This is a genomic window from Bacillus hominis (assembly GCF_030348325.1).
GTDB classification, from domain to species: Bacteria; Bacillota; Bacilli; order Bacillales; family Bacillaceae_G; genus Bacillus_A; species Bacillus_A hominis.
In genome coordinates, this window is sequence record NZ_JAUCFS010000005.1 from 1,011,043 (window position 1) to 1,024,934 (window position 13,892).

The window sequence follows — 13,892 nt, forward strand, 5'->3', positions numbered from 1 at the left end:
AACCTATGATTACATATGAAGAGAAGGTTATAAAAGAATTGGAGCAGTGGAAAGCTACATTCATGAAAGATTCTTCTATGATGACACGGTTCTCAAAAAAAGTGCAGACGAAAGTACAACAGCTCATTCCGGCGAAAGTACAAAAAGTGTTAACAGAAACGATTCGGATGATGGTGCAAACGATTAGTGCCGGATCAAATTTTATAAAGCCGAAATTAAAAGAGACGAACTGGTCACTGCAAAGACGAGACGATGAAGTACGTAAAAAAATGGATGAGTACAAAAAAATAGCAGCGGCAGAAGGAGCAGGAACGGGAGCAGGTGGAATTCTTCTCGGTCTTGCTGATTTTCCGCTTTTACTCACCATTAAAATAAAGTTTTTATTTGATGCAGCAACATTGTACGGGTTTGATACGAGCGACAAAGAAGAACGCCTCTTTATTCTTCACGTTTTCCAGCTTGCTTTTTCAAGTGACGATCACCGAAAAGAAGTATGGAAAGCAATTGAAACGTGGGATACAGAAGAAGAAAATCATATGGACTGGGAAAAGTTCCAAACAGAGTACCGAGACTATATCGATTTAGCGAAAATGCTTCAGCTTGTCCCGATAATCGGTGCCCCGGTCGGAGCGTATGCGAATTATCAATTATTGCAAAGGCTTGGGGAAGTGACGATGAATTGTTATCGTATGCGATTGCTTACTAAAAATTAATTTGTTTTATAAAAAGAAGGCATTCTAAATTACAACATTTAGGATGCCTTCTTTTTATTTGTATTTCTACTCATATTTTTTATTTTATGTCGCTATTTGTGGGGGGAAAACCCCCTGATTAAAGTTTCAGCTTATTGTATTCATAGAAAATCAATGGGAACGTACCACCATATTAACTTTTAAACATCTAAGCAGTGATGTGACGTTATCCCTATCAGAATATTTTCATTAAAGGGTTGACCCATCAACCCGATTTATTATATGTTATAAAAGTAAGAAAATTCACTCAATTAAAACTGGAAGAAAGGAGGAAATGGATCTTATGTTAGAAATAAGAACAGAAAATGCATTCCAGTAGGCAGCAAGGGCATTACAAATAACAAAGGCAACGAAAGGCTAAATTGATAATGACAACACATCCCTCTAACATTCATCGACGATCATTTCTTAATCGCAAATTCCCTACCAATATAGATTTTACGTGATCTGCTAGTATACCATTTTTCATTATATATACTCTCAAACTATGACATTATAAAGGCCTTATTTAATCAAGTTTATATACATTTATAAATGTATATAAACTATAGAAGGGCAGGGGTACAAATGATTTTTTGCAAGTCAAAAAAGATTGTTATTCATGAACAGGACAAATTGCAAGTTTTTAAGGGGAATGTCTTTCTTCTCTTGCGATTGGATTCACTGGGAATTGATATGCCAATTATCCATACGAAGAGTTAAAAACTATTGGAATTCATTTTTGATAAACCATTATTACATTTGGAGGTAGAATATGTTAAGACGTCGAGCTGGGTTGAAAAAACTGGTAACCGTGTCCTTATCAGTGGGTATGCTGTTTTCTATGCTTCCAACAGCATCTGCTACTGCAACTAAAAAGAATTACTCCATTAATAACGTTTCTGATAATCAAATCTATAAGACTATAGGTAAAATTACTAAGGTTACAAAAGAAGGAAATAACGTATACTTTGACTTGAAAACAGGAGAAAAAATAAAAATTAACTTTCTAAAAAATAATGTTTTTCGATTGCATTTGGACCCAAAGGGTGTTTTTGAAGAATATCCAACTCCAAATAAACCTGAGCATGAGACGAAAATTATCGATAAGAATGTTAGCGATTACAAAAAGGAATATGGATCAATTGACATTAGGGTCGATGAAAGAGATAACAAGGTCTATAAAATATCTACTAATGCTTTAGAGTTAAGAGTAGATAAAGATACCTCAAAGATGAGCCTGTACGATAAGAAAAGAGCAAAGACTCTTTGGAGTGAAAGTGAACCGCTAAAACATTCGAGCGGAAGTACGGTTCAAACCCTCGATACAAAAGAAAGTGAATATTTTTATGGTGGAGGTCAACAGAATGGGTTTTATGCCCATAAGAATAATTCCATAAATATTGCAGTCGGGGGAGGTTGGGATGCAGGAGCTGCATCAAGTCCAGTTCCTTTCTATTTAAGCACTGAGGGCTACGGAGTCATGCGAAATACTTTTAAGCCGGGCGTTTATGATTTTACCAAAATGTCTACCTTTGCACACAATGAAGACAGATTTGATGCTTATTATTTTGTAGATGATTCCATTCCAAACATCATTAACGAATATACCGAATTAACCGGGAAACCGGCCCTTATGCCAAAATCTGGTTTCTATTTAGGGCATGCTGACTGTTTTAATGGAACTCATAATGGTCATAAGGACCAACGAACACTCCTAAATAATGGATTAAATACAGTAAATCAATATGCAGATAATGATATGCCTTTAGGATGGATATTACCAAATGACGGCTATGGATGCGGATATGGCGGATTAAATAATTTGGAGCAATTTGTTGATAAAGCAAATGATCAGAAAGTAGAGGTAGGTTTATGGACACAAAGCAGTCTTTATCCAGATCCTAATTTACCTGAAGATAGTCCATTACGCAGAGATCTTGATGGGGAAGTAAAAGCCGGTGTAAGAGCAATAAAGACGGATGTTGCATGGGTTTGGGAAGGATATTCCATGGCCTTAAATGCCACACGACAAGCAGCCGAAGGAATTCAAAAAGCAGAGAATTCAGGTGGCGCACGTCCATTTGTTATTTCGCTAGATGGGTGGGCTGGTACTCAGCGTTATGCTACATTATGGTCAGGAGACCAATATGGCGGTAATTGGGAGTACATAAGAATGCATATCCCTACTTACATTGGCGCAGGTTTATCAGGAAATCCAAACGTTGGTTCAGATATGGATGGTATATTTGGCGGAGATCCAAAAGTACAGACACGTGATTTCCAATGGAAAGCATTCACTCCTATCCAAATCGATATGGACGGCTGGGCATCAGGAGGTAATGATTACAGTAAGTCTAAAAATCCATGGAATTATGGTGAACCTTATGCATCGATTAATCGGATGTACTTAAAATTAAAGTCACAAATGATGCCTTATATATACACGATTGCTGAGGAATCTACATCAAAATCCATGCCGATGGTTCGAGGGATGATGTTAGAAGCTCCGAATGATCCGTATACGTACGGGACACAAACACAGTATCAATATATGTGGGGGCCAAATCTATTAGTAGCGCCAATATATGATGGAAACTCTAATGATGCTGAAGTAAGGAACGATATTTATCTTCCAGATAAAGATCAAGTTTGGATCGATTATTTTACAGGTGAGCAATATCAGGGAGGTTCGGTCCTTCATAATTTTAATGCTCCACTATGGAAGACTCCTGTATTTGTTAAGGCTGGTGCAATTATTCCAATGGCACCAGAAAATAATTCTATTAATGAATTAAATGGTTCGGAAAATAGAATATTTGATGTTTATCCATCGGGAGAATCAGAGTTTACCCTATATGAAGATGATGGTAAAACTGTTGAGTATAAGGAAAAGAAAAATACAACAACGAAGGTCACTTCAAAGGTAAGCAAGGAAAAAGCTGTTATCACTGTTGATGCTGCAAAAGGAAAAGGCTATAAAGGGATGGTTAAAGACAGGGGCACAGAAGCGATTGTCAATACGCGTGTAAACCCAAAGAATGTAAAGGTTAAGGTTGGAAATAAAGATGTTAAATTAAGGAAAGTTACAAGTGAAGAGGAATATAACAAATCAGAAAATGTGTATTTCTATAATGAAAGTCCAAACCTGAACAAATATGCTACAAAAGGCTCAGCGTTTGAACAGACTGAAATTATTACATCACCAAAGCTTTATATTAAAGTAGGAAAAACAGATATCACGAAAAATAAAATAACTTTTACAGTAGATGGATTTGATAATACTCAAAAGAAGGATGTAGTAGATAAAGAAGTACCGACTATTCCATCAGGGCTTAAAGCTGATGAGGCAAACATAACAGATAGAGATATTAAATTAGATTGGAACAAGGTTGATGGTTCGAATACAACATATGATTTAATGATTGATGGTGTGGTTCATACAAATGTGTTTAAGGCAAGTGATAGTGGGCAAGCACCATTCTATCTCCATACAAGTTTGACATCCGATACAGAACATTCTTATCGAATAAGAGCAACAAATACAAAAGGATCATCAGGCTGGAGTGATGAGATCAAAATAAAAACGAAGCTTGACCGATACAGAAATGTTCCTAAAGATATGACTGCAAAAGCAAATAGTGAACAGCCAGGGGAAGAAGCATCTCTAGCTGTTGATGGAAAGGATGAAACAAAGTGGCATACTGCGTGGGGAGATTCGGGCAATAAACTGCCACATACATTTGAGATTGATATGAAGTTAGCTTATGAATTAGATAAGCTTGAGTATATTCCAAGACCAGATGCAGGGAATGGTACGATATTAAAATACAATTTAGATGTAAGTCTAGATGGAAAAACTTATAAAAACATCATCACTGATGGAACATTTGAGAGAAATGACGAAACGAAAGTCATTGATTTTCAGGGGAATATTACTGCAAGGTATATTAAGTTGACCATTACAAACTCTGTAGGCGGCTTTGGAAGTGCAATGGAATTCAGACCGTACAAAAAGGATAAAACTGAAGGAACGGTTGTTGGTGAAAATATACCAAATGGAAAAATTGATGAAGATGACCTTCTCTTCTTTGCAAGCTATATGGGTGTCGATCAAACTGAAGCTTGGGAACAGGTTTCAAAGGTGGATATTAATTTCAATGGTGTAATAGACGCATACGATTTAATGTATGTAGCATCACAATTGGGTCAAAACCCACTTCAAGCAACAGGCAAACCAATTGCCGGATTATTGGATATTAGACCTAGTAAGAAGGAGTTAAAAGCAGGAGAGGAATTTTCAGTAGAAATAATAGGTGCAGGATTAAAGGATATTAATGCATTCAACTTAGAACTAAAGCTAGATCCGAACAAATATGAATTAGTGAAAGAGTGTAAGCCTGACGGGACTTGCGGTGCAAATATTGTTTCGGCTTCCAATGAAACTGCTAATCTGTTGAACTATTCTTTACTTGCGGGGATCGGAAAGCCTGAACAACGAATTATGGCTGCATTTTCTAACAAGGGAACACAAAATACATTAGAAGGTACAAAGACATTAGCTACGATTAAGTTAAAGGCTAAGAAAGATATTAATTTTGATATGCCGATAACAAGATCATTACTGATTAATACAGCCTTTGATACTATTGATAAAATAGGAGAGGTTTTAAATCCTGGCCAAGAACCTGGAGAGGTGGAACAACCACAAGAGCCTAAGGAACTACAATTATCAAATAAAGATATGACGGTTACTGGTGAAGGGGAAAAGATGCAGGGCGGTGCACTAGCTTTTGCCAACCTGATTGACGGTGAGATAAGTGAAAGTTCATTGGCGGAATTGAAATGGAGTCTCACTGGGAATGAAGGAATTTCACTACCGTTACCCGTGGATTTCAACTTTACTAAACCACAAGAATTGACTAAATTTATCGTTTATAATCGCCCGCAATACACGAACGGAAAAATTAAAACACTAAGTGCCAAAGTATATACTGAATCTGGGAAAGAGTATGATCTAGGTGCAAAAAGTGTTAAATTCGACGATAAATCAGTAACTTTCGATTTAACAGAGGCTGCTATACCTACTGGAACTAAATTTACAAAGTTATCGATTAACTTTGAGGAATCGCACAGTGGGCCTCTTATGTTGTCTGTTGCAGAGGCAGAAGTCTTTGTAAAGAATCCTGCTTAGGTAGAGAAATAAACATAAACATCTCTTATTACCTTAGTGGTGTTAGGGTTAACCCATTAACCCTAACACCACAATCTTTATTATGATTGGGGAGAAAATTAAGATGTATATGAAAAAGATGCTGTCGCTGTTCTTATCTACTGCCATTGTGGTGAGCGTTATACTCCCGATTGGCAGTAACTCAAGTTCAACAAAAGTTTCAGCTGCCGGGTCAAGTTTTGTAAACATAGAAAAGGACAAAGTAGAAATTGGAAATGATGCAATCAAAAGAGTTATTGATGTATCCGATTCCAAGTTGAAGACAAAAATAGTCTCTAACAAAAGAATTGGAAAGGACTTGGTTCCTGAAGGAGGTTCGGAGGACTTTGCCATCCATTTGGTCTCCGAGAAGCAAACACCTGAAGAGCCGTCAAAAGAGATAAACGCACAAATTCCTGATGCGCACAAACCGAAAATTCAGCTTGACAGAACAAATTGGACGGCAACAGTCAATGATTCTGTCGGAAAAGCCAAAGATGGTGCAACCATGCTGGATGGCGATCACAACACTTACGTAGACTTTTCGGATGGAAACAAGGCATGGCCATATGAAGTTGTGATTGACTTAAAGGAAGAAAAAACAATTGGATCGTTTGGCTATCAAAAAAGACCAGGATTCCAAGACCAGGCATATGGGATCAATGGAACAATAGGAAAATATGAAATTAAGGTTAGCAGCGACGGGAAAAATTGGACAGATGCAGGCACGGGAGAATTTTCGTCCAAAGACTTTAACCTGCACAAAGTAGATAATCTCTACAATGTGGGAGATATGGTCTATGGAAATTTAACAGAGGCGAAAACAGCAAGATACGTAAAGATTGTTCAATTAAGTGGTGCATTAACAAATGATATTTCATTTACCGGTGCTGAAATTTACCTGTTTGAGGATACCACTCGACAAGATAACAACGATCCTGGAGACACTAGTAAAAGAATGATTAAGTCAAGTGAATTAACGATTAAACAAGTAAATGAAGAAAAATACAAAACGGGGAAACGAATTCAATTCGTGTTTGAAGAGTATGAAAAGTATAACTCGGTATGGACCATTAAGTACAACGTATTTGTAGAGGACAATGCTCCTTATTTAAGAAGTAATCTTGAAATTACATCTTCAAATAAAGATATCGCCTTTGACTACATCGATGTGGATCAATTCGCACTGCCCAAAAACGTGGAAGGGCTATTCCATCACCCGCCGCTAAAGGATATTTCCTCCATGTGGATTGGACAATATGAATTAGTTTTGGGGCAGCCAATTTATGCAAATGGTATGTTCTTTGGATCAGAATTTCCTGCCTCAGACACAGATGTAGTAAATAACACGATGCAGGTACGGTATTACTCAGGCAAGAATTTTAAAAAGCTGGCAGAAGACAAGCAGCTTAATACGGATGGAAGCTTTACGACTTGGAATAGCGTCATGGGTGCTGCAGCCGGAACGGATAAAGACGTCGTTCAAACTGACTTTTTCGCCTATATCAATGATATTGCTACAAAGACGGAATTCCGAAAGCAATATAATTCCTGGTATGACAATATGATGGATATTACAGATGAGAGTATCGCTAATTCATTCTATGGTACGGAAAAAGAGTTAAGCAAAAATGGAGTAGCGCCTTTGGATTCTTATGTTGTAGATGATGGCTGGAATGCCTATGAAACTGTTAATTCCACTGGACAGGAAACGAAAGCGCCATATGATAATAAAACTGGATTCTGGGAATTCAACAACAAATTTCCTAATGAATTATATCCGGCCAGTGATATGGCAAAGAAGTTTGGCTCAACGTTTGGACTGTGGCTTGGCCCTCAAGGCGGCTACAATTACTTTGGCGGGTTTGCCGAATTTCTTGAAAAGAATGGCACAGGACATGTGACCAATGATTATTGGAAAAGCGTAGACGTAGGCTCCAAAACATATGTAAACAATCTGACGAAGATCTTCTTAGATTATCAAAACAGATTTGATATTGAATATTGGAAGCTAGATGGATTTGCTGTGAGACCTTCAGCCGATAAAGACAATCAGCACATGGTTGGCGGCGACCACAATATGTATTATACATCAGATCTTTGGGAAACATGGATTGATACCTTTAAATCCATGAGACAAGAAAGGGAAGAAAAAGGCAGGGGTCTATTTTTAAACCTTACCTGCTATGTAAACCCAAGTCCGTGGTTGCTGCAGTGGGCAAATACGATTTGGATTCAAGACTCCGGTGACAATGGATTTTTGAGCACCTACGGCGGAACCCAGGCAGAACAAATGATGTCATACAGAGACAATGTTTACTTTAACATTTTTAAGAAAAATGATCTGCAGTTCCCGTTGAAAAATGTATATAACCATGACCCGATTTACGGAGTTTCTGCAGGGATAAACTTTACCGATGATGATTTTAGAAATTATTTGATGATCAATGCGACAAGAGGAACGGCATTTTGGGAATTATATTTTTCACCGAGTATGATGAATGATGCCAAATGGAGAATAACAGCTGATGTATTGGAGTGGGCCGAAAGTCATTCAAAGACGCTTGAAAAAGCAAAACTATTTGGGAAGCGGCCAGATCAAGGTGGAGTTTACGGCTATTCGGCCTGGAACAGTGGCGAAGGAATTGTTTCATTTAGAAATGCCAGCAATAAAGAACAAAGCTATACGCTGACATTAGATAATACTGTAGGTGTTCCAACGGATTTAGATAATGCAAAAATGGTACAGACTCTGCCAAGAGTTGATGAAACCAAAGTGGAGAAGAAGAGCTATGGCGATACGTTAACAGTAACCCTAGCCCCTCATGAGTCAAGAATCTATCAAGTTACCAGCAAAGATCAGACACCTGCCAAGGTTATCTCTGTAAAGAATACAAAAGAGAATACTGTGCGAGTAAAATTTGATCAGAGGATTCAGAATCCAACTATTACTGTTAATGGGAAGCATGCAGATGCAACTATTTTGGAAGATTATCGATCCATTGAGGTTACCAATGCTAAACAGATTGGTAAGGAAAACAAAGTAGACATTAACGTCGAAAATATCTGGGGTACTCCTACTGCTACCAAGAAGGATTTCCATGGGTATGCAAATGGCTATGCGGCAAAGCTGTTAGAGAAAACGGATGTTGAGAATGGAGAAAGCTTGGAGACTTTCCATTTTGGAAAAGCAAATATTGACTTGTACAGCATCAATCATAAAGAATATAAATTTAAGAAACAAATTCCATTGGTAGGAACAGACGACTTTTCTATCTCATTTAAGTTTAGATCTTCAGGTAATAACCAAGTCATTTTAAACCAGGAAGGTGCCTATTCTATTGCGATTGACGAAAACGGATATCTCAACTTTACTGTAGGAGACGATGTTGTCAATTCAAAGACGAATGTAACGACTGTTGCTGAAAAGGCGACTGGAACTTTTGGAACGACAGAATACAAACCAACCACAACAAATGAAACGGTTAAGGGGAAAGTTAACGATGGAACCCTGCATGATGTAAAGGCAATTAGAGAAGCAAATGGGATGATTAAGCTCTATTTAGATGGAGAACTCTTGTCATCAAAATACGTTAAAGATAGATTCTCATTGCCAAAAGGAAAAATCACCCTCGGCAGTAAACAAACGAATCTGCAGATTGCAGATGTAGAAATTAAAAATGAAGCAGCAGCGTATGATGAGGCAAAAAAATCTTATGAAGATCTTAATTTAACGCCTGGATATAAGGAATTGGACAGAACTGGATTTAAGGCATCTGCAGATTCAGAGGAGCAAAAAGCCGGGGGAAATGAAGGACCGGCAACTAATGTATTAGACGGGAAAACCTCTACATGGTGGCACACGCAGTACAATGGAGCAAGCCCTGTAGCACCTCATTGGTTAACCATTGAAATGCCGGAAGTTAAACCTGTTTCTGCTTACGAGTATGTAAGCAGAAACGGAAACGGGAACGTGAAAAAGTATGAATTACAAGTTTCGGATACGAACGACGATGGCAGCTGGAAAACTATGAAATCTGGAGAAATGCAGGATGGCGGAAGTACTTTAATTAAGTTCGATCAACCAGTTGAAGCTAAGTTCTATAGATTATACATCATGGAAACATATGGCAATCTGGCTAATACATTTGCATCGGCTGCCGAAATAAAGTTGTATAAGTACAATGAAGGAGCTGCGGATTTTTCAAAATTAGCCGCTGCTTACAAAGAAATGACTCTTTTCGATGATAAGCCTTATTCAAAGAAAAGTTTAGACAGCTCAGGATTTAATGCTTTAAAGGATAAAGTTGTAAATGTATATAAAAATCCTAATTCAGCACAACCTGAAATAGATGAAGCGTCTTCTGATTTCACACAAAACTTTGCGGCTATTTTATCCCAGTTGAAGCAAAAAAGCCAATAAAAAAACTTAGAAGCGAAGGGTTCACTGAGAGAAGAGAAATCTCTATAAGAGGATGATTTCTTTTCTCCTTTTAAAATGTACGATTGATTCATCAATCCGTTTAATGTGTATTTGAATTGTATTAATAATTTGTATGTTACAAAAAACAGGAGAATTAAATGGCTTGGTAAGGGGAGAGGCTGTCGAAATCTTTTCCCTGAAAATTAAAAGTTTTTTAACTTGTTGGGTTGACCCTATATTTCGAAGTGGTATAATATAACTAATTACAATATTCAGAGTATTCTCATAGTGTAAAAACTATGAGTTTTTCTTCCGTTTAACTTATACCATCAACCCGATGTTACAAAGGGCATGGAATGGATTTTTTGAAGCAAACTCGTCTTCCAAATTACATCGATTTTTTCAACAGATGCGCAGTTAAACTTGAATAATAATGGTGTTGTTGGCGCAGGATGGCGAGTATTCGAAAGAATTTAAAGAGGAGTGTTCGTATATGTTTACATTCAGTCAAGAAAAATTAGTACCACTAGGTGCACAAATCACAACCGCAGAGATAAAGCAGCAGCCTGATCTATGGGCTGAAACCTTTGCACTGTATACGGATAGAAGCAGTGAGATTGAAAAGTTTTTACTAAAAATATCAATGAAACACGACCGGATTCGCGTTATTTTTACCGGTGCTGGAACATCTGCCTACGTCGGTGATCTCGTTACCCCATATCTAAAAGAAAAAGTGGATGAAAAACAGTGGGAATTGCTTAGTATTCCGACAACCACCTTGGTATCCAATCCTTATCAATTCCTAAAAGCGGATTTTCCAACCTTACTCGTTTCGTTTGCAAGAAGCGGAAACAGCCCGGAAAGTGTTGCTGCCGTCCAATTAACGGAGCAAATTGTGACCGATTTGTATCATCTAACAATTACTTGTAATAAGGATGGTCAATTGGCCAATCGAGCAGCAGGGGATGAAAAAAATTTATTGCTTTTGATGCCTGAAAAATCGAATGATCAAGGATTTGCGATGACGGGAAGTTATACGTGCATGGCACTATCGACTTTGCTCGTTTTTGATTCTAAGTCCCTCGAAGAAAAAGCGGCCATTGTAAAAATGATTCAGCAAATGGGTGAAAGTGTCATTCAAAGAGAAGACGTCATTGAAGCGATTATCAATCGTGATTTTGACCGCATCATTTACTTAGGATCTGGCAGTTTAGAAGGTTTAACGAGAGAAGCACAATTGAAATTATTAGAACTGACAGCTGGAAAAATTGTCACTGCTTTTGATTCACCGTTAGGCTTCCGGCATGGTCCTAAATCATTTGTGGATGAAAAGTCCGTGGCTTTTGTGTTTGTTTCCAACCAACCTTATACACGTCAATACGATTTAGATATGTTAAAAGAAATGAAGCAGGAAAACATTGCAAGCTATATATGTGCCATCGAGGTTGATGGAGAAACCAATTATGATGGGAACACATTTAGTTTCGACAGGGAGGCCCAATCTATACCAGATGCTTACTTGGCCTTACCTTTTGTCATGGTTGGCCAGACGGTTTCACTGCTGGCGTCGATAAAAGTCGGAAATACACCGGATAACCCATCTCCCACAGGAACAGTGAACCGTGTCGTTAAAGGTGTAACCATCTATGAATACCAGTAATTTGGATAGAGAGAGCAGCGAGCCGATGTTTATTTTTGCCGATCAGTTTTTTCTTGAGGGGAAGGTCGTAGGGCCTGGTTTTTTGGAAATAAAAGATGGGAAATTCGGTGTTTTTTCTGAAAACCAGTCTGATGAAGCGGCAGAAATCATTGATTACGCGGGGCATTGGATTGCACCTGGTTTAGTAGATACACATATTCATGGATTTCAAAATCACGACGTTATGGACAATGATTTTCAAGGATTGAATGAGATATCTGAAGGACTTCTTTCTTGCGGAGTTACTTCGTTTTTGCCGACAACCTTAACCTCTTCAACAGAAGCGTTGGATCACGTAACTGAAATGATTGGTACCAATTATACGAAAGTCAGGGGAGCCAAGATTAAAGGTATTTTTTTAGAAGGACCATTTTTTACCGAAAAACATAAAGGGGCACAAAATACGAAATATTTTTGTGACCCATCCGTTGAAAAGTTGAAAGCTTGGCAGAGATTATCCAATGATTCTATTAAAAAAATCGCGATTGCACCTGAAAGAAAAGGTGCAGCAGAATTTATTGAATATGCTGTCGGTGAAGACATAGCTGTAGCGTTAGCTCACAGTGATGCAACTTATGAAGAAGCAAAGCAAGCAGTTGAGAGAGGGGCTTCGATTTTTGTTCATACGTTCAATGGAATGAGTCCGCTGCACCATCGTGAGCCAGGGATGGCCGGCGCTGCTATGAATCTAAAAGATGTTTTTGCGGAAATCATTTGTGACGGACACCATGTTCATCCTGCTACCGCCAATATTTTAATGAATGTACGCGGCAGAGATCAAACTGTTTTAGTCACTGATTGTATGATGGCTGGGGGAATGCCGGAAGGAACCTATCAGCTTGGAGAATATGCTGTAGAGGTAATAGGTGGTGCCGCTCGTATCGAGGGTGGCAGTTTAGCAGGCAGTGTTTTACAGCTGAAAGATGCAGTGAAAAATGTTGTTGATTGGGGGATTGCCACCCCAGAGGAAGCGATCTATATGGCGAGCACCGCACCTGCTAAAAGTATTGGGATGGATGGGGAATGCGGGAAAATTGCTAAGGGTTATGCTGCTGACTTTATTGTGTTGAATCCTGAACTGGAATTAATAGCGACGTACCTTGATGGTGCTTGTCGTTACCATTTACGGAAAGGGGGAGTGCGATGATTTTAGCTGTCACGATGAATCCATTCGTTGATATTTTCTTTCCTTGAACTATTTGCTTTATGGTCTGCTTTTTACATTCTTCCATTCGATTTATTTGGGAATAACTCTAGATAACCCATCACCATCTGGTATGGTAAACCGGGTTGTTAAAGGAGTAAAAATATATTTATTCCATCCATCATATTTATAGGGGGTAACATCATGCCGAATATTTTGCTAACAAGAATCGATAACCGATTGGTTCATGGTCAAGTAGGAGTTACATGGGTTAATCATTTAGGAGCCAATTTAATTGTCGTCGCAAATGATGAAGTGTCTGAAGATGAGGTACAACAGGATTTAATGGAAATGGTTGTCCCTGGGTCAATCGGAATTCGCTTTTTCTCAATCCAGACTACCATTGATGTGATCCACAATGCAGCAGATGAACAGCATATCTTTTTAGTTGTAAAAACACCACAAGATGCGTTGCGACTTGTAGAGGGCGGTGTGCCAATTGACAAGGTGAATATTGGAAATATGCATTTTTCTCAAGGGAAAACACAATTATTCTCCACCGTGTCTGTTGATGCAGATGATAAAGAGTCATTTAGGAAGCTGCGTGACTTGGGGGCGAAACTTGAGGTACGCCGTGTTCCAGATGAAAGACCAGATGATATTTATAAACACTTATAGAAAGA

Annotated in this window: 6 protein-coding genes; all 6 read left to right on the top strand. The window is 38.3% G+C overall.

The window, feature by feature from the left end; all coding sequences use genetic code 11:
- Nucleotides 1-5 precede the first annotated feature (5 nt).
- The 6 genes from ecsC to agaV all read left to right on the top strand — a co-directional run bounded on the left by ecsC (nt 6) and on the right by agaV (nt 13,887).
- Nucleotides 6-713, top strand: a complete 708-nt coding sequence (ecsC, locus tag QUF93_RS07530) for an ecs operon protein EcsC (RefSeq protein WP_097904099.1) — start codon at nt 6-8, stop codon at nt 711-713.
- A gap of 793 nt (nt 714-1,506) precedes the next feature.
- Nucleotides 1,507-5,925: a discoidin domain-containing protein gene (locus tag QUF93_RS07535; protein ID WP_289358342.1), complete on the top strand. Its 4,419-nt coding sequence runs from the start codon at nt 1,507-1,509 to the stop codon at nt 5,923-5,925.
- A gap of 103 nt (nt 5,926-6,028) precedes the next feature.
- On the top strand, nt 6,029-10,366 hold the full coding sequence (locus QUF93_RS07540) for a discoidin domain-containing protein (RefSeq protein WP_289358343.1): 4,338 nt from the start codon (nt 6,029-6,031) through the stop codon (nt 10,364-10,366).
- Nucleotides 10,367-10,859: 493 nt separating this feature from the next.
- Nucleotides 10,860-12,026: an AgaS family sugar isomerase gene (locus QUF93_RS07545; RefSeq protein ID WP_289358344.1), complete on the top strand. Its 1,167-nt coding sequence runs from the start codon at nt 10,860-10,862 to the stop codon at nt 12,024-12,026.
- Between the two features lie 25 nt (nt 12,027-12,051).
- Nucleotides 12,052-13,212: an N-acetylglucosamine-6-phosphate deacetylase gene (gene nagA / locus QUF93_RS07550; RefSeq protein WP_434476091.1), complete on the top strand. Its 1,161-nt coding sequence runs from the start codon at nt 12,052-12,054 to the stop codon at nt 13,210-13,212.
- 201 nt (nt 13,213-13,413) lie between these two features.
- The gene (gene agaV, locus QUF93_RS07555; RefSeq protein WP_002116766.1) at nt 13,414-13,887 is read left to right on the top strand and encodes a PTS N-acetylgalactosamine transporter subunit IIB; all 474 of its coding nucleotides are present in this window, start codon (nt 13,414-13,416) and stop codon (nt 13,885-13,887) included.
- The last annotated feature ends 5 nt before the right edge of the window (nt 13,888-13,892 follow it).

What these genes read in the sequence shown, in the direction of transcription:
- nagA (WP_434476091.1), top strand. Translation starts at nt 12,052, where the DNA reads ATGTTTATTTTTGCCGATCAGTTTTTTCTTGAGGGGAAGGTCGTAGGG.
- QUF93_RS07540 (WP_289358343.1), top strand. Translation starts at nt 6,029, where the DNA reads ATGTATATGAAAAAGATGCTGTCGCTGTTCTTATCTACTGCCATTGTG.
- agaV (WP_002116766.1), top strand. Translation starts at nt 13,414, where the DNA reads ATGCCGAATATTTTGCTAACAAGAATCGATAACCGATTGGTTCATGGT.
- QUF93_RS07545 (WP_289358344.1), top strand. Translation starts at nt 10,860, where the DNA reads ATGTTTACATTCAGTCAAGAAAAATTAGTACCACTAGGTGCACAAATC.
- QUF93_RS07535 (WP_289358342.1), top strand. Translation starts at nt 1,507, where the DNA reads ATGTTAAGACGTCGAGCTGGGTTGAAAAAACTGGTAACCGTGTCCTTA.
- ecsC (WP_097904099.1), top strand. Translation starts at nt 6, where the DNA reads ATGATTACATATGAAGAGAAGGTTATAAAAGAATTGGAGCAGTGGAAA.